We start from the raw sequence: 16194 nt of genomic DNA on the forward strand, positions 1-16194 counted from the left end.
GGTGCGGCCCCCCTTGCTCCTGCGCAACGTGTCCGTCGAGGGGGTCGACCGGACCGACGTCCTGGTTCGCGGGGGCCGGGTCGCGGGCATCGGTCCCGCTGCGCACACGTCGGGGGCGCGAGAGCTCGACCTGGCGGGCGGAGCGGTGCTGCCGGGCCTGCACGACCACCACTGCCACGTGCTGGCCATGGCTGCGGCCAGGGACTCGGTGGCCTGCGGCCCGCCGGAGGTCGGCACGGCGACCGCGTTCGCAGCGGCCCTTCGCCGGGCTGTGCCGAGGCGCGGATGGGTGCGGGCCGTGGGGTTCCACGAGTCGGTGGCCGGCGAGCTGGATCGGCAGGTCCTCGACCGCATCCGTTGCGACGTGCCCGTGCGGGTGCAGCACCGCAGCGGTGCGTTGTGGGTGCTGAACAGCTCGGCCCTGAGGCAGGTGGGATTGGACCGACCCGTTCCCGGTGAGCCGCAGGGTGTCGAGCGCGACTCGGACGGCGTCGCGACCGGACGACTGTGGCGCTGCGACGCCTGGCTGCGGCAACGCGTGGGCCCCGGTCCGGCGCCGGACGTCTCGGCCGTGTCCGAGGAGCTCTCGTCCTACGGCATTACCGGCATCACCGACGCCACGCCGGAGCTCGACGACAGCGCCGTCACCCTGCTCCGCTCGTCGGCCCTGCGCCAACGGGCGGTCCTGCTGGGCGACCCGGCATCCGACGCGCCACGCAAGATCGTGGTGAGCGACCACGCGCTCCCGTCGCCGGCCGAACTGGTCGCCCTGATCGAGCGCGCACGGCCACGGCCCGTGGCCGTGCACTGCGTGACGCGCGTGGCTCTCGTGCTCACGCTCGCCGCGTTGACGGAGCTCGGCACGGTGCCCGGCGACCGCATCGAGCACGCCGCCGTCGTGCCGCCCGAGCTGCGTCAGGTGCTTGCCCGCCTCGCCCTCACCGTGGTCACCCAGCCGTCGCTGCCGGCCCTGCGCGGGGATCGCTACCTCGACGACGTCGACGCCGTGGACCGCGAACACCTGTGGCCGTTCGCGAGCCTGCTGGCTGCGGGTGTGCCTGTCGGCTGCTCGAGCGACGCCCCGTACGGCAGCCCGGATCCGTGGTTCGCCGTCGCGTCCGCCGTGGCGCGGCGTTCCGCGTCCGGTCGTGCGGTCGCACCGGCGGAGCGGGTCGCCGCCCGGACGGCGCTGCGCGGATACCTCACCGACCCGTCGGACCCGGGTGGCGCGCCGCGCCGGGTGGCGGTGGGCGCGGCGGCCGACCTGGTGCTGCTGGACGGTGGGCTCGACGACGTCCTCGATGATCCGCACGCGGGCCACGTCCGGTACTGCGTGATCGACGGCGAGGTCGTGCATGCCCGCTGAGCCGCCGAGGCCGCTGCGGCTCGACGAGGTGCGTGATCACCTGTCGGCGCTCGGGCACGACACCGCCGGAGTGCCCAGTGCCCCCTTCGTGCTGGTGGACCTGGACACGCGCGTCGACGACCCAGCTGCTGTCGAGGACGCCCTGCGCCGCGCCGAGGTCGTGGCCGTCGGCGTCGCCACGCGCGCGCCCGCGCCGGCGCACCGCGGCATCGTCGACGCCCTGGCGTGCTCCCTGACCACGGATCCGCGGCCCGAGCGGACCTTCGTGACGGTTGCCGATCCGGCGGCGGCAGCCGCTCGTCTGCAGGGTGCGGTGACGGGGTCGCCCAAGGCGGCGCTGGCCATGCGGCGACTCGTCGAGGCCACGACCCGGCTCCCGGTCCGGGAGGGGTTGAGCGTGGAGTCGGCGGTCTACTCGATGTTGCTCGCCGGCGAAGAGTTCGCCGGCTGGCTGGCTGGACGCACCCGTCGAGCCGTCCCGGCGCGCGACGGCGACGCCGTCGAACTCGCGCGTGCCGGTGACGAGCTGCACGTGCGGCTGTCGGTGCCGGAACGCCGCAACGCGTTCTCGCGGCAGCTTCGTGACGGCATGATCGAGGCGTTCGAGCTGGCCCTGACCGACAGCACCATCTCGACGGTGGTGCTGACGGGCGCCGGACCGGCCTTCTGCAGCGGGGGTGACCTCAACGAGTTCGGCACCTCCACCGACGTGAGCGCCGCGCACGTGGTCCGGCTGCAGCGCAGCGCCGCGCTGCGGGCCCACGAGCTGGGCGCACGTCTGGAGGTCAGGCTGCACGGCGCCTGCATCGGCGCAGGTGTCGAGATCCCGTCCTTCGCCGGGCGGGTGGTCGCCCGCGACGACGCGCGGTTCGCGCTGCCGGAGCTGGGGATGGGGCTCGTCCCGGGTGCCGGCGGCACCGTCGGCATCACCCGACGGGTGGGCCGGTGGCGGTGCGCCTGGCTGCACCTGTCCGGCGAGTCGATCGGCGTCGACGTCGCGCTCGCCTGGGGGCTGGTCGATGAGCGCGGCTGAGCTGGCGCGGCGCCTGCACGACGACCTCACCGTTCCCCTGGCCGTCCGGCCGCGGGTGCTCGAGGTGCCGGCGACGGACGAATCCCGGTTGTGGGCGCTGTCGGGTGCCGATCGGCTCACCGGGTACCGCGACGGCCCCGCTCCCGAGGTCTGTGGCCAGGCAGCGTCGGCGACGCTGGCCGCCCTCGCCGTGGCCGGGGCGTACCTCGGTGCCCCGCTGCCCGGTGTCGAGGTGCTCGGCGAGCGGGCCCGGACCAGCGGCATGCAGCGCAACGCCCCGTTCTCGGCGGGTGGCGCGTTCCGCTGTCTGCCTGCGCGAGACGGATGGTTCGGGCTGTCGCTGGCGCGCGCCTGGGACCGTGAGGTGCTGCCGGCGCTGACGCGGTCCGACCCGGTGACCGCGCCCTGGGACGCGGTCCGCAGCTGGCTGCGCGACACCGCCGTCCAGGACGCCCTCGCGCGCGCCGTCGACCTGCAGCTGCCCGCGGCCGTCGTACCACCGCGGCCGCTGCCTGAGCGTCGCCGCCCGGTCGAGGTGACGCCCGGTGGTCCGAGGAAGCAGTCGTCCCGACCGACCATCGTGGACCTGTCCGCGCTCTGGGCCGGCCCGCTGTGCGCCCGCCTGCTCAGGATGGCCGGTGCCCGCGTCGTGAAGGTCGAGAGCTCGGACCGACCGGACGGCGCCCGTCTAGGCCCGCCGGCGTTCTTCCGGCTGATGCACGCCGGGCACGAGTTCGTGCAGCTCGACTTCCGTCGGCAGCGCGCCGAGCTGCACGCCCTGGTCGCGTCGGCGGACGTCGTCATCGAGGGCTCCCGCCCCCGCGCGCTGGCCGGACTCGGGATCGACGCGCATGAGCATGTCGCGTCAGGGACGATCTGGGCGAGCGTGACCGCGTACGGCCGGCAGGGTGCGGACGCGAACCGGGTCGGTTTCGGCGACGACGTCGCCGTTGGTGCCGGGTTGCTCGCGTGGACCGGGGCAGGTCCCGTGCCCGCCGGGGACGCCCTGGCCGACCCGCTCGCCGGCGTCCATGCCGCGGCCGCCGTTGCGGTCGCCCTCGCCTCGGAACGCGGCAGCCTGCTCGACGTGTCGATGCACGACACCGCCCGCCGCGCCGCCGCGGTCACCTGACCCGCAGGCGCGATCCGGTGTGGCGAAGTGAACGCCGCTCGGCCGGTGTCTGCGCACTAGGGTCGGGACATGTCTCGTCGTTCTCGCCGCTCGTCTTCGTCCGACCCCGCCGAGCTGGCCAGGCTGGTGCTGCGCTGCGCGGTCGGCGGCACGTTCGTCGCCCACGGCGTCCGGCACGGGAAGTCGCTCGAGGGGACGGCCGGATGGTTCGGCTCTATCGGGTTCCGCGAGCCCCGGTTGCAGGCGCAACTCAGCGCCGCGGTCGAGGTCGGCGCGGGTGCCGCGGTCCTCGCCGGGGCGGCCACTCCGCTGGCGGCCTCGGCCGTCGTCGGCACGATGTCCGTCGCGTACCGCACGGTCCACCAGCCGAACGGCTACTTCATCACCGGTGAGGGCTGGGAGTACGTGGGTTTCCTCAGCGCCGCCGCGATCGCCCTGTCGGCACTCGGCAGCGGCCGGTTCAGCGTCGACCGGTTGCTCGGGTGGGACGAGGTCGGCACCCCCGCCCGACGTGCGTTGGTCGCCGCCGGGCTAGGGATCGGTGGCGCTGCCGCACAGCTGGCCGCGTTCTGGACGAAGCCGGTACCGAAGGACTGACCGCCGGGCGCGAGCGATGAGCGGCGCGCTGCACCGCCAGCGCTCACTGTTCGAAGATCGTGCGCAGCGCCGGTGCGACACCGCGATGCCCGGTCACCCGCACGAGTCGCCCTCGACCGGCCCTCGCCAGGTCGAGCCCGAGCTGTTCGTCGCACTCGCCGGTCGCGTCGAACAGCACGTCGAGCCGGGGCAGCCGCGCTGCGGCGGTCCGCGGGTCGGGGCCGGCGTTGTGCACGCAGTCAGACAGCAGCACCACCCGTGCGTCGTGCCTCGGGACGCGCGCGAGTTGGCTCGCGGCCACCGCCAACGGATGGCTGACGTTGGTCAGGCCGCGCGCGGGAAGGCGGAGCAGGTCGGCGAGCAGCCTCTCCAGGTCGAGTCGGGCGCCCAGAGCCTGGAGCACCACCGCGTCCGACCAGAACGCGACGACGCCGACGTCGTCGCGCGCGAGTTCTCCGGCGACGGCTCCCACCGTCGCCGCGGCGGTGCGGATGCGCTCACCGCGCATCGAGCCGGACGCGTCAACCACCAGCACGACCGAGCGACGCGTGCCGGCGCGCTCGCGGACGACGAGGTCGTCGTCGTCGGGCACCGGGTTGCCGGCCAGTTGTTCCAGTGAGGCGTCCAGGTCCAACTCGTCACCGACGCCGGTGAAACGGCGGGACACCAGCGCGCCGGGGCCGCGACGCGCCCGTCGGACCGGGCGCGGTCGGGGCAGGGCGAGCCGGGCCGCGATCTGGTGCACCCGCGCGAGCACCTCGGGGTCGACCGGCTCGCCGTCGTCGGTGTGCAGGACGTTCCCGTCCTCGTCGGTAAACTGCGTCGGCGCTCCGGGCGCGGGTCGTTCACGGCCGCGACCGCGCGCCCCCAGCGCGGGCGCGCCGCCGCCGGCCGAACCCGGCGGTAGGTACAGCGACGGGGCACGATCCAGCACCTTGGGTCGACGCGTCAGAGGCCGTGGCCGGGTTGTCGTGGGCACGCGTCGCCGCACGGGGGAGTCGACGTCGACGGCTCTTCAACCGGGCGCGGCGCGTGCCGGGTCGAGCAGGAAGTGGTCCTCCCACAGCACCCGCAGCACCGCCTCCGGGGTGGTGTCCAGCGTCTGTTCGAGCACGATGCGCCCGGACAGGGCAAGGGTGAGGGCGTCGTAGAACGTCTCGGCGTACCGGTCGTCGTCACCGGAGATCGCGCGCATCGTCACCAGCTCGGACGCCACGAGCATCAGGTCGATCGCCCCTCGGACGCTGCTGCCCTGCCGGATGTCCTCGGACTCGCGCGTGCGCCGGGTCAGGGCCACGGCGTCGTGCCGCATCCGCTCGGCGAGCTGCGGGTCGAGATTGGCGGTGCGTTCCGCGGTGCGCAGGGCCACGATCCGACGCTCGGCCTCGGCGTCCTGGTAGCCGATCGCGATTCGGCACAGTCGGTCAAGGATCGAGGTCGACAACCGGCTGGTGCCGATGTTGTCGAAGGGGTTCATCGACGCCACGACCCGGAAGGTGGGCAGCGCGTGCACGGTGCCGACCCGCGGGATGGTGATGCGGCGTTCGGCCATGGCCGTGAGCAGCGTGTTGAGCGAGTCCTCGGGAGCGCGGTTGAGTTCCTCGATGTAGAGGAAACCCCCGCTGCGCATGGCATCCAGCAGCGGCCCGTCGACGAAGTTGTCCACGCTGTAGTCCTCGCGCAGCACCCGCGACGGGTTGTGGTGCCCGACCAGTCGTGCGGGGGTCAGGTCCGCGTTGCCCTCGACGAACACCAGCGGGATGTGCCACTGCGCCGTGATCGCGCTCAGCAGGGTGGTCTTGCTCGTACCGGGTGGACCTTCGAGGAGCAGGTCCCGGCCGGCGGAGACAGCAGCAAGAGCGAGGTCCAGTTCGCGGTCACGGCCCACGACGTCCGTCGAGATCCGGGCACGGACCTCGACGAGTTCGACGGTCACGCCTGCGACCTTATCGAGGTTCGGGTGCGGCGCGGCGGCGGTCCGCGAGTCGTTGCTCACAACCAGGCGGGCGGCCGGCGCTCGAGGAACGCCGCGATGCCCTCGGCGGCCTCGGGGTGGTCGCGGATGACGTCCACGGCGGTGGCGGTGGCCGCCCACCCCAGGTCGTCGGCCGCGTCGAGCTGCTGCTGCACGGCCGCCAGGCTCGCGGCCACCGCGCTCGGCGCGCCCCGGCAGACCGACCGGGCCAGGGCGAGCGCTTCGGTCAGGGCCTCGCCGGGTGCGCTGACCCGGTTCACGAAGCCCAGGTGGTAGCCACGTTCGGCATCCAGCTCGCCACCGGCGACGAGCAGCTCCTTGGCGACGTGCAACGGCATCGCCCGCATCGCCCGGAACAATGCGCCCGACGTTGCTACGACGCCCCGTTGCGTCTCCGGCAGGGCGAACCGCGCCGTACGGGAGGCGACGATCAGATCGCACGCCAACGCCAGCTCGAACCCGCCACCGAATGCTGGCCCCTCGACGGCTGCCACCAATGGCTTGGTGCGCTTCCGACGGACGACTCCGTATTCACCTCCGCGCGGCGTCGCCGGACCCGAACCCGTACGCAGATCCGTTCCGGCCGAGAACACCTCCCCCGCGCCGGTCAGGATTCCGACCCTGAGCGAATGGTCGTCTTCGAGTTGGTTCATTGCCGCGTCCAGGGCGAGGGTGGTGACGGCGTTGATGGCATTGCGTTTAGAGACACGGGCGATGCGCATGATTAGAACACTGTCCTGTTCCTCGCATTCCACTGTCATGGCCGACGCTCCTGAAACGATTGCAAGGTCATGCGCGACTGCATTCCGCAACTATGCGCCGGACCGCGCCGAGCTCGTCGTAGGCGCGGCGCCGCAACCTGTTGAGCGAACCCAGGGGGCGGTGGGCGGCGAGGCCGTTCCAGGGCCGCCAGGACATCACGTCCTCGGCGAACACGCGTCGCGCCGGACTGAACGACTCCTGCACCGGCAGTTCGAGGGAGGCCACGGTGCGGAACGGGCTGTCGGCCTCTGGCCACTCGACCGAGGCGTCCTCGACGGGCATCGTGTCCCGATCGGTCTGCACCTGCACCTGGAAGTCGTAGCGGGCGGTGTGGGCGCGGTAGAACTCCTGCACCCAGTCACGCAGGATGCCGGGCGGATCGCTCTTGGAGACGGTGCGCTCGGCAAGCGACTGCTGCTCGGGGTCGGCCGGCGCGATCGCGAACTTGGCGACGTAGTCGCCGTAGCGGAACGCCGACTGGGAGTAGTACGTGAAGGCGACCGGGTGGATGTTGGGCGTGCGGTCGAAGATGGTCTCCTTCGCCACCGGGTGCTGCACCGCCGTACCCAGCACGGTGCGCAGGTGGTGGCCGAAGTGCTGGTCGCGCTGCTTGATGACGTCGAGGTAGGTGCTGGCGTCGCCCTGCGGGATGATGGGCCAGGTGTTGAACAGGAAGTCCTGACTGGTCCATCCCGGCTTGAGCTTCACGCCCGGGACGTCGAGCACTTTGAGGGCCAGGCCCCGGGCGCGCGGCGCGGTGTCGGGGTCGACGGCACCCGGTTCGCTGGCGTAGCGGACCACGACCTCGAACTGGCCGGGCTCCGCGAACAGGCCCTGCGCGAGCTCGGCGGGCAGGTCCGGGTGGACGCGCAGCGTGCCGGTCACGATCCCGTGGCTCTTGGCGTGCGTGCCGGACGTGGCGTGCCGGGTCACCTCGAAACCCTGCGCCATCGTGTTCTTCATCGTGGAGATCGTCTCGTCGACGATCTCGGATTCGTGGGGCAGTTCGGTCTCGACGTCGTCGCTGTAGGGCGTGGGCGTGGGGCTGGGCACGGGAAGTCCGTCCTTCGTCGAACGATGGGTTTCGTTGGTGTCGGCGTGGCCGAGGAGGCGCGGCTTAGGGTGCGTCGGCATCGGTGGCGCGGATGGTCGCGTAGGTGACCGCGCCGTAGACCAGGTGCGGGACGGCGTCGGCGGCCCAGTCGGGCGCTGCCCAGTCCACTGGGTCGCTGATGCCGAGCACCTTGAGCGGGACATCCGACAGGGCCATCGCGGCAGCACCGATGAGCACCGCGGCAATCGGCGCAGGTACCGACCGTCCGCGATTCGCGAACGCGCGGTGCAGGCCACCGGCGACCGCGCCCACGGCGGTGCCGACCGCGATGCCGGACAGCGGGCCGAGCCCGGCCAACCGGTTGTCGCGCTCCTCGCCGTCACCCGGGATCGGCAGGCCGGCCTTGCCGGCGCCCTTCTCCACGAGGTCCTCCGGCGCCGAGCTGGTGCCCCGGCCCCGGATCGCCATGTCCAGGTAGGTCGTGGCGTTGAGGGCAGTCGTTCCAGCGGCTCCTGCGGCCGCTCCTCGGAGCAGGCCGTTGAGGGGCCCACCTCGTCTGCTGCGGCCGACGGGGCCGAGCGTGTTGCGCGTCATGAGCGGGCCTTTCTGGTTGAGGGCCGTCGTTCGTCGGGGAGGAGTAGCCCTCCCGCTACGTGGCCTTCCCGGGGTCCAGCGTCCGAAGCAGGTCGGAAACGACAACCTGGTGACCGTTCGCGACACGACGGCGTGGTGTTCGCCGGGCGGCGTCGGTGTAGCTCGATCGGTTCACGGGTAGCACGTGCCGAGGGTGTCAGCCGAACTCCGCAGGCCGCCTCCGCTGCCGGATCGGGAGCACGTACGGACGCCGGCCGCAGCTTCGACCGCCACCGGGGTGCCACCAGGACGGCCGGGCAACCCGCCTGGCCGACGTCTCGAAGGAAGGCCGTGATGACCCAGAACGTGCAGAACCTCGTCGGCAAGCACGCTCTCGACCCCGAGGGCAACAAGATCGGCAAGATCGGTCAGGTCTACCTCGACGACGAGACCGACGAACCGCAGTGGGTGACGGTGAAGACCGGCCTGCTCGGCACGAAGGAGTCGTTCGCACCGGTCCGCGGGTCGTCCCAGCACGGCGACGACCTCCAGCTGGCGGTCGACAAGGACGTCGTCAAGGGCGCGCCCAACGTGGACGACGACGGGCACCTGGACGAGAGCGACGTCGACGAGCTGTACCGCTACTACGCGGCGCACGTCGGCGGCGCGGCCGGATCCGGGGACCAGGACCGTGCCGACGCGGCTCCGCAGGGGACGGGTGCGCGGGACGACGCAGGGTCACGGGACGGCACGGGCGCACGGGACGGCACGGACGCACGGGAGGACCCGGGCTCGCGGGAGGACCCGGGCTCGCGGGAGGACACGGACGCACGGGAGGACACGGGCTCGCGGGACGACTCGGGCTCGCGGCACGCCGCGGCGGAACAGGACGATCGCGGCCAGGAGGCCGGCGTCGCAGCCGGCGCGGCGGCCGGGTACGAGGGCGAGCGGGCTCGCGAGGCCGACGAGGGCACCGCGGGCCGGCATGCCACCGATCGGGCCCGGCCGCGGTTGCGCCGCTACGTCGTGGTCGAGGAGATCGTGACGCCGTTGCCGGACGGCGGGCAGGACGTGCAGGCGACGGTCGTCGAGGAGCAGATCATCGAGGAACAGCCCGCCGGCGGTCAGGGCACCGAGAACCCGACGCGCGACCGCTGACGTCGGGAGGGCGTCCGTGGCCCGCCTCGGACCGCGGACGCCGCTACGTCATGCCGTACGGATGATCTCCTCGGCGATGTCGCGGATCATCCGCTGGCTGCCCAGGCTCATCTGCTGCAGCGCACCGCGGGCCTGCGCCTCGGAGTAGCGGCGGCGGGCCATCAGCATGCCGACCGCGATGTCGATGCGCCGCGTGGTGTCGTTCGCGACCTCGAGCTCGCGCAACCGCGCCCGCGCCTCGGTGAGTTCGGTCCACAGCGCAGCACGCGACTGCGACTCCTCGGCTGCCTCGGACATGTGGTGCGCGCTTCTTCCTGTGGGGGTACCAGGAACAATAGTTGACGACGTGACGGTCAGGACCCGGAGACGACCGACACCGCGGTCCAGAGCACCGCGATGACCCCCAGCGCCAGCCCGAACAGCGACGCCGCGAGGCCCACGTCCGTCTTCTCGGCACGCAGGGTCCCGAGCGCGCCGAGCACGAGCGCGGCCAGGCCGACGGCGGCGCCGAAGCGGATGAACGCCCCCAGCAGCAGGGCGGCCAGGCCGAACAGCACCGACGCGGTCGCGAAAGGGTTCGCCGGCTGCGCCCCGTCGTGCTGCTCGCTCATGACGTCCATCGTCCGCCTCCGCCGCCGGGCCTCCGCGCACGGGTGCCCGCCTCGCTCGTCACCCGGTGGTCGCGGCTGGCACGGGCACCCGACCGCGATCGGGCGGTGACAAGGGCATTCGGCCGCAGTGACGCCGCTGCAGGACAATGGCGTCATGCGAACCCAGGACCGCCTGCTGGATGCCCACGTCGGTTTCGTCCTGCGCGAGCTGACCGGCGACGGGTTCACCGAGCTGGTCCGTCGCGAGATCGACTGGGCGGTCGACCGGGCCGACGACCTCACCCTGGACCAGGTGATCGACCGCTCGTCCGTCGCCGCGGTGGCCGTCAAGTACGCGACGCAGGTGTTCCTGGCCGGTGCCATCCCCGACGTCGCCGGCGAGATCGCGTCGCGGTTGCGTACGCACCCGGCCAACGACCAGCGCCTGGACCAGGTGCTCCCGCGTCCGCGGGTCGAGGCGCTCGTCGCCAAGCTCGCCGAGTTCGGCCCGATGCGGCGCCGGGTCGCCACCCTCGTCGCCGAGAGCCCGGTGGTGCAGGTCTGGCTGGCCGACTACCTGCGCACCATCGCGCTGTGGCCGGTGGCGACCAACCGCCGGATCGCCGGCCGCGTCCCCGGCGTCAACCGAGCCCTGGCCCTGGGCGAGCGGGTCGGTGGCCGGCTGGCCGGCGGAGCGCTCACCGAGGCCGACCAGCGGGCCCGCGAGCTGTCGGAGAACGTCGCGGCCACGCTGCTGCAGCAGTGGGGCCAGGGACTGGCCGACGGTGTCGACGACGACGACTTCGCGGAGGCGTTGCTCTCGGTGTGGGACCAGGTCGCCGACCGGTCGATCCGCGAGCTGCTCGACGCGACCGACGACGCCGACCTCATCGATCTCATCGTGCTGGTCTTCGAGACCTGGATGGAGCTGCGCGACGGAACCTACGTTCCGGCGCTCATCGAGCTGGGCGTCGACTACGTCTTCGACACCTACGGCGCCTACCCGCTCAGTGCTCTGCTCGAGGAGTTCGGGGTGACGCGTGCCGACCTCGTCGAGGAGGCCGTCCGCTTCGGACCGCGGGCCCTGACAGCGCTGGCGGCGTCCGGAGACCTCGAGGTCTTCGTCCGCCGCCAGCTCGCGCGCTTCTACGACTCACCGGAGGCCGAGGCTGCACTCACCGGGTGAGGACGTGCTCTCCCGGTGAGGACGCGTGCGTCTCGGCCGTGCGATGTGCTCAGCTCTCGTCGAGGGCCTTGCTCACCCGACGGTGCGCCTCCCAGATCTCGTCCGGCAGGTTCGGGAACTCGCGCAGGTGCGCCTCGCGGAACGTCATCTCCTGCTTCCACCGCTCGACGTCGATCGTCAGGATCGTGTTCAGGTCCTCGGGGGTGATGTCGACACCGTCGAGGTCCAGCTCGTCCTCGGTGGGGAGGATGCCGACCGCGGTCGGCCGGCCCGTGACGTCGCCGTTCTTGAGCGCGATGAGCCAGAGCAGCGGACGCAGGTTGTCGCGGTACCCGGGCCACAGGAAGTGCTTGTCGACGGGGCTGCGCTGGAACCAGTTCACGTGCGCGAAGATCGGCTTCTCGGTGGCCTCGCCGATGATCTTCAGCCAGTGGGCCGCGTACGGGCCCTCGGGGTAGCTCATGAACGGGCGCATCGACATCGGGTCGTAGCGCAGCTGCCCGTCGACACCCTCCGCCGCGAAGGTGGCCTCGGCGCCGAGGGTGAGGCCGTCGTACACGCCCTCCGCGACGTCGGTGATCGCGCGCACCAGAGGCTCGCGGTCGCTGGTGCGGCCGCCGAAGATGATCGCGTCGATCGGGACGCCCCTGGGCTCCTCGAAGTCCGGCGCCACGTTCGGGACGTTGGCCAGCGTGGTGGTGAACCGGCTGTTCGGGTGCGCCCACGGCTCGCCCTGGGAGTCGTCACCGCGCTCGCTGACGAGTCGGCCCTGCCAGTCGCGCCAGCCCTCGAGGTCGGTCGGGGCGTCCGGCGTCTTGCCCTCCCACCAGACCCCGTGCGTCTTCTCGTTGTAGGCGACGTTGGTGAAGATCGCACCGGTGCCGGGCAACACCGACTCGATAGCCGTCGGGTTCGTCTTCTCGTTCGTGTCCTTCGCGACGCCGAACACCCCGTTCTCGGGGTTCATGCCGTAGATCTTGCCGTCCGCCGGATCGACGCGGAGCCACGCGATGTCGTCGCCGTAGAACTCGACGTGGTAGCGATCGCCCATGCCCTCGGGCGGCAGCATCATGGCCAGGTTGGTCTTGCCGGACGCGCTCGGGAACCCGCCGCAGATGTGGTACTTCTTGCCGGTCTGCTTGTCGGTGATGCCCAGCAGCATGAACTGCTCGGCAAGGAACTTCCCGGACTTCCACCCGTCGTACGCGGCCTGACGCAGACCGTGCGCAATCTTGCCGAGCAGGGCGTTGCCGCCGTAGGACGACCCGAAGTGCAGGATCGTCCGCTCGTCGGCGACGGTGACGAAGTAACGCTTGTCGTCGGGCGTGCCCTGGCCCAGAATGTCGAGGTCACCGGTGACGTGCACGCCGCGGACGAAGGACGCCGGGTCGGCGAGTGACTCGACGTGGTTCGCGCCGACCCGCGCCATGCGGATCATCTGGGTGACGACGTTGCGGCTGTCGGTGAGTTCGACGCCGGCGGCGTAGGCCTCCAGCGGCGACCCGGGCGGCGCCATGAGGTAGGGCACCACGTACATCGTCTTGCCCTGCGACTGGCCCTTCATGAGGCCCTCGAGCAGTGGCTTCATCTCCGACGACGGGCGCCAGTTGTCGTAGACGCCCTTGTCGGCCGGGTCGGCCGTGGCCACGATCGTGCGCTCCTCGGAGCGAGCGGTGTCCTTCGGGTGGCTGCGTGAGTAGTACAGCCCGTCGCCGGCAGGCAGGAGCTCGCCGGCGGCGAGCGACTCCTCGAGCAGGCGCGCGTCGTCCGCGGCGCTCACGACCTCGATCCGGTCGGGCTGGGTCACCCCCGCCCAGTACGTCACGTACTCGCGAACGTGGGGGTTGGTGAGACCGGCACGGTCCAATTCGGATTCGACGTCGACCACTCTGTCTTCGCTCCCATCACTGGCACTGCCTGCTGTTGCCTGCTGTCACTGGACCCAGCCGAGCACGGATACCACACCGTATCGACGGGCCTATGTCGGTGTGCTACTGAGTGCCGCTGTGCGGTCGTAGGTCACGTTGTGTTCCGTAACGGCCCAGGACGTGCTGTGCCGGGCGAAAGCGCTCTCGGCGAGAGCCGGCGGGGACCTACTCGGTGATGCCCTGTTCGAGGGCCCACCGCGTCAGCTCGACGCGGTTGTGCAACTGCAGTTTCTGCAGGGTGTTCTGGATGTGGTTCTGCACCGTGCGGTGCGACACCGTGAGCCGGCTCGCGATCTGCTTGGCGCTCAGCCCCGTCGAGACCATCCGCAGGACCTCCGTCTCGCGGTCGGTCAGCACGGCAGCCGCCGCCGGCTCGTCACGGCCGATGCGCCGGTACTCGCCCAGCACCAGCGCCGCCAGACCCGGGGAGAACGTGGCCTCGCCGGCCGCAGTGCGCTCGACGGCGGCGAGCAGGTCGGTGCGGCTCGCCGACTTCACGAGGTAACCGCGGGCGCCGACCTTGACCGCCGCCAGCACGTCCTCGTCCTCCCCGGAGGAGGAGAACATCAGGATGCGCACGGACGGGTCGACCGCGACGAGCGCCGCAGCGGCCTCGACCCCGGACATGCCCGGGAGCTGCAGGTCCATCAGCACGACATCCGGCCGGGTGGCCGGCGCGAGCCGCACCGCGGCCTCGCCGTCGGCGCAGGTGGCCACGACGTCGTAGCCCGCCTCGACGAGGTCACGCTCCAGCGCGTCGCGCCAGATGGGGTGGTCGTCGACGACCATGACGCGGGTCGTCGGACGGCCGTCGTCGCGCGTCATCGGGCGGTCGCCGTCGCGGGGACGGTCATGGCGATCTCGGTGCCCTCGCCGGGCGCGGACACGATCTCGCAGGTGCCACCGAGGTCCTCGATGCGGCCACGGATGGCGCGGCTGACCCCGATGCGGCCCTGCCCGTCGGCGACGGCGAGGCGACCCTCGGGCATGCCGGCACCGTCGTCGCGGACCGTGACGCGAATCGTCTCGTCGATGTCCTCGAGCAGCACCCAGGCGTGCGCGTCCCGACCGGCGTGCTGGTCGACGTTGTGAAGTGCCGCGCGGACGGCGTCGGCGACCATGGCCGCCGCGGTCGGAGCGAGATCCACCGGGTCGGCCGGCGTCGAGATCGTCACTCGGCTGGAGCGCAGCGCCCGCAATGCCGTGCCGAGCTCGACGCCCGGCCCGGCGCCCGGCTCCACGGCAGGGTCGACGGGCCGCGACGTGATCAACCCGCGCAGCGCGGACTCCTGCTCGGCGGCCGCGGCAGCGATGGCCGGCCAGGGCGGTGCGGCGTCGTGCCCGGTGCGTGACACGAGACCGAGCACCTGCAGCACGCCGTCGTGGATCTGGCGGGTCAGGCGCTCCCTCTCGGCCACCGCGGCCCGAGCGGCCGACGCCACGCGCAGCTCGTCCTCGGCACGGACGGCCAGGCGGGTCACCACGCCGACCACCGTGCCGGCCAGCACGAGCAGGACGCCGCTGTACAGGGTGCGGCCCGCACCGTTGTCGGCCACGACGACCGTCACGAGGTACTGCAGCACCGCGGCCGTGATCCCGCCGAGCGGACCCGCGACGAACGCCGCCTCCAGGGTCGGGCCGGCGGCCCAGATGCTGGTCAGCGTGATCATGCCGCCGTGGTGCTGCGTCGTGGTCTGCACCGGGATGCTGAGCAGGGTCAGCCCCGCCGTGGCGATCACGTCGGCGACGACCAACCCGCTGCGGTGGGCCTGACCCCGCACGGCAGCGGTGCCGACCGCCAGGGTCACGACGATCATCGCCGCGCCGGTCGCCAGCGCCAGGCTCGGGCGCTCGTACAGGTGCTGCCACCGCACGATCAGCACGAGATCGATGAGCAGCGCCGCGACGCGGAACACGGTGACGGCTCGCCACAGCGACAGCCGGATGCCGGTCACCGGCACCCGAGCAGGCCGGGTCCGCAGGTCGAGCTGCACAGCACGCAGGCTAGCCGCCCGCGGCGAAGTACCCACCTTTCTGGGATGTTCGCGAGGCCGGCAGATCTCGATGCTCATCCCATGACACCGACAACGCACTCCGACGCAGTCCACACCCACACCAACTCCTGCTGGTGGAATAGCGACGAGGCCCGCTGGGTCTGTCCTCACGACGCCGCGGCACCGCTCGTCGACGTCCGCGACATGATCGTCGTCCACACCGCGATGCTGCGCGAGTTCCGGCTCGCCCCGGCCGCGGTCCGCCGCGTCGCACCGGGCTCGGCGAAGGGCGCCGCCGCCGTGGAGCGGCACCTGGCGTTCGTGTGCGACATGCTGCATCACCACCACCAGGGAGAGGACGAGCTGCTCTGGCCGCTGCTGCGTGAACGCGCTCCGGCGGCTGCGGCCGTGCTGGACCAGGTGGAGAGCCAGCACGCCGACATCGACGCCGCCCTGGACCGGGTCGCCTACACCCGCCAGGCATGGGCGGCGACGCCGGACGCCGAACGGCGGGAGACGTTGGCGCTCACCCTCGAACGGCTGCACGCCCTCCTCGCCGCGCACCTCGACCTCGAGGAGAGCGCCGTGCTCCCCGTCGCGGCCGGTGTGCTGACCGACGCCGAATGGGGTGCCGTCGGCGCAGCCGCCGCCGCGTCGATGTCCAAACCGGCGCTCGTCCTCGCGATCGGCATGTTCGCCTACGAGGGCGACCCGGCCGTCCTGCGCACGATGCTCAGCCACGCGCCGGCCGTCCCCCGCTTCGTGGTCCCGCGCATCGGCCCACGGGCCTACGCCCGCCGCGCGCGCCAGGTGCACGGCACCGCCCGTCCCTGACCGGCGGCCGGA

17 protein-coding genes are annotated in these 16194 nt (G+C 72.3%); 7 read left to right on the top strand and 10 right to left on the bottom strand.

Annotated elements, in window-relative coordinates; translation table 11 throughout:
- Position 1 precedes the first annotated feature (1 nt).
- The 4 genes from ACFFCA_RS05645 to ACFFCA_RS05660 all read left to right on the top strand — a co-directional run bounded on the left by ACFFCA_RS05645 (position 2) and on the right by ACFFCA_RS05660 (position 4128).
- Complete coding sequence (locus ACFFCA_RS05645; protein WP_375482659.1) at positions 2-1366, top strand: amidohydrolase family protein; 1365 nt, start codon at positions 2-4, stop codon at positions 1364-1366.
- Positions 1356-2399, top strand: coding sequence for an enoyl-CoA hydratase/isomerase family protein (locus ACFFCA_RS05650; protein ID WP_375482661.1), 1044 nt, complete (start codon positions 1356-1358; stop codon positions 2397-2399). Before ACFFCA_RS05645 ends, ACFFCA_RS05650 begins: the two co-directional genes overlap by 11 nt.
- Positions 2386-3531 carry a CoA transferase gene (locus ACFFCA_RS05655; protein ID WP_375482663.1) on the top strand — a complete coding sequence of 382 codons (1146 nt, stop codon included), beginning with the start codon at positions 2386-2388 and terminating at the stop codon, positions 3529-3531. Before ACFFCA_RS05650 ends, ACFFCA_RS05655 begins: the two co-directional genes overlap by 14 nt.
- A gap of 69 nt (positions 3532-3600) precedes the next feature.
- Positions 3601-4128: a DoxX family protein gene (locus ACFFCA_RS05660; RefSeq protein ID WP_375482665.1), complete on the top strand. Its 528-nt coding sequence runs from the start codon at positions 3601-3603 to the stop codon at positions 4126-4128.
- Positions 4129-4171: 43 nt separating this feature from the next.
- On the opposite strand, the gene ACFFCA_RS05665 is transcribed toward ACFFCA_RS05660, so the two are convergent.
- The 5 genes from ACFFCA_RS05665 to ACFFCA_RS05685 all read right to left on the bottom strand — a co-directional run bounded on the left by ACFFCA_RS05665 (position 4172) and on the right by ACFFCA_RS05685 (position 8513).
- Positions 4172-5062, bottom strand: coding sequence for a VWA domain-containing protein (locus tag ACFFCA_RS05665; RefSeq protein WP_375482667.1), 891 nt, complete (start codon positions 5060-5062; stop codon positions 4172-4174).
- Positions 5063-5143: 81 nt separating this feature from the next.
- Positions 5144-6064 (bottom strand): AAA family ATPase, encoded by a 921-nt coding sequence (locus ACFFCA_RS05670; RefSeq protein ID WP_375482669.1) that lies wholly within the window; start codon positions 6062-6064, stop codon positions 5144-5146.
- 56 nt (positions 6065-6120) lie between these two features.
- Positions 6121-6864: an enoyl-CoA hydratase-related protein gene (locus ACFFCA_RS05675; RefSeq protein WP_375482671.1), complete on the bottom strand. Its 744-nt coding sequence runs from the start codon at positions 6862-6864 to the stop codon at positions 6121-6123.
- A 28-nt stretch (positions 6865-6892) separates the two neighbouring features.
- Positions 6893-7918, bottom strand: a complete 1026-nt coding sequence (locus ACFFCA_RS05680; RefSeq protein ID WP_375482673.1) for a catalase family protein — start codon at positions 7916-7918, stop codon at positions 6893-6895.
- A 64-nt stretch (positions 7919-7982) separates the two neighbouring features.
- Entirely contained in the window at positions 7983-8513 is a 531-nt protein-coding gene (locus tag ACFFCA_RS05685; protein ID WP_375482675.1) for a hypothetical protein, read from the bottom strand.
- A gap of 333 nt (positions 8514-8846) precedes the next feature.
- On the opposite strand from ACFFCA_RS05685, the gene ACFFCA_RS05690 reads away from it, so the two are divergent.
- Positions 8847-9650 (top strand): PRC-barrel domain-containing protein, encoded by an 804-nt coding sequence (locus ACFFCA_RS05690; protein ID WP_375482677.1) that lies wholly within the window; start codon positions 8847-8849, stop codon positions 9648-9650.
- 48 nt (positions 9651-9698) lie between these two features.
- Here ACFFCA_RS05690 and ACFFCA_RS05695 read toward each other — a convergent pair whose 3' ends face one another.
- Positions 9699-9947 (bottom strand): ANTAR domain-containing protein, encoded by a 249-nt coding sequence (locus tag ACFFCA_RS05695; RefSeq protein ID WP_375482679.1) that lies wholly within the window; start codon positions 9945-9947, stop codon positions 9699-9701.
- Positions 9948-10003: 56 nt separating this feature from the next.
- Positions 10004-10261: a hypothetical protein gene (locus ACFFCA_RS05700; RefSeq protein WP_375482681.1), complete on the bottom strand. Its 258-nt coding sequence runs from the start codon at positions 10259-10261 to the stop codon at positions 10004-10006.
- Between the two features lie 154 nt (positions 10262-10415).
- On the opposite strand from ACFFCA_RS05700, the gene ACFFCA_RS05705 reads away from it, so the two are divergent.
- Positions 10416-11426, top strand: a complete 1011-nt coding sequence (locus ACFFCA_RS05705; protein ID WP_375482683.1) for a hypothetical protein — start codon at positions 10416-10418, stop codon at positions 11424-11426.
- Between the two features lie 49 nt (positions 11427-11475).
- Here the strand turns inward: ACFFCA_RS05705 and ACFFCA_RS05710 are convergent, their stop codons facing one another.
- From ACFFCA_RS05710 to macS, 3 genes are all read right to left on the bottom strand, one after another.
- Positions 11476-13314 carry a phosphoenolpyruvate carboxykinase (GTP) gene (locus ACFFCA_RS05710; protein WP_375482684.1) on the bottom strand — a complete coding sequence of 613 codons (1839 nt, stop codon included), beginning with the start codon at positions 13312-13314 and terminating at the stop codon, positions 11476-11478.
- A gap of 205 nt (positions 13315-13519) precedes the next feature.
- A complete protein-coding gene (locus ACFFCA_RS05715; RefSeq protein WP_375482686.1) occupies positions 13520-14179 on the bottom strand; it encodes a response regulator in 660 nt (219 codons plus the stop codon).
- Complete coding sequence (gene macS / locus ACFFCA_RS05720) at positions 14176-15348, bottom strand: MacS family sensor histidine kinase (RefSeq protein WP_375482688.1); 1173 nt, start codon at positions 15346-15348, stop codon at positions 14176-14178. Before macS ends, ACFFCA_RS05715 begins: the two co-directional genes overlap by 4 nt.
- An 81-nt stretch (positions 15349-15429) precedes the next feature.
- On the opposite strand from macS, the gene ACFFCA_RS05725 reads away from it, so the two are divergent.
- Positions 15430-16182, top strand: a complete 753-nt coding sequence (locus ACFFCA_RS05725) for a hemerythrin domain-containing protein (protein ID WP_375482690.1) — start codon at positions 15430-15432, stop codon at positions 16180-16182.
- The last annotated feature ends 12 nt before the right edge of the window (positions 16183-16194 follow it).

The organism is uncultured Jatrophihabitans sp., from assembly GCF_964252635.1.
GTDB lineage: Bacteria > Actinomycetota > Actinomycetes > Mycobacteriales > Jatrophihabitantaceae > Jatrophihabitans.

Bases quoted from the DNA above. Each gene is read 5' to 3' on its own strand.
- ACFFCA_RS05675 (WP_375482671.1), bottom strand. From the start codon at position 6,864: ATGACAGTGGAATGCGAGGAACAGGACAGTGTTCTAATCATGCGCATC.
- ACFFCA_RS05655 (WP_375482663.1), top strand. From the start codon at position 2,386: ATGAGCGCGGCTGAGCTGGCGCGGCGCCTGCACGACGACCTCACCGTT.
- ACFFCA_RS05700 (WP_375482681.1), bottom strand. From the start codon at position 10,261: ATGAGCGAGCAGCACGACGGGGCGCAGCCGGCGAACCCTTTCGCGACC.
- ACFFCA_RS05695 (WP_375482679.1), bottom strand. From the start codon at position 9,947: ATGTCCGAGGCAGCCGAGGAGTCGCAGTCGCGTGCTGCGCTGTGGACC.
- ACFFCA_RS05705 (WP_375482683.1), top strand. From the start codon at position 10,416: ATGCGAACCCAGGACCGCCTGCTGGATGCCCACGTCGGTTTCGTCCTG.
- ACFFCA_RS05725 (WP_375482690.1), top strand. From the start codon at position 15,430: ATGACACCGACAACGCACTCCGACGCAGTCCACACCCACACCAACTCC.
- ACFFCA_RS05715 (WP_375482686.1), bottom strand. From the start codon at position 14,179: ATGACGCGCGACGACGGCCGTCCGACGACCCGCGTCATGGTCGTCGAC.
- ACFFCA_RS05690 (WP_375482677.1), top strand. From the start codon at position 8,847: ATGACCCAGAACGTGCAGAACCTCGTCGGCAAGCACGCTCTCGACCCC.
- ACFFCA_RS05660 (WP_375482665.1), top strand. From the start codon at position 3,601: ATGTCTCGTCGTTCTCGCCGCTCGTCTTCGTCCGACCCCGCCGAGCTG.
- ACFFCA_RS05685 (WP_375482675.1), bottom strand. From the start codon at position 8,513: ATGACGCGCAACACGCTCGGCCCCGTCGGCCGCAGCAGACGAGGTGGG.
- ACFFCA_RS05650 (WP_375482661.1), top strand. From the start codon at position 1,356: ATGCCCGCTGAGCCGCCGAGGCCGCTGCGGCTCGACGAGGTGCGTGAT.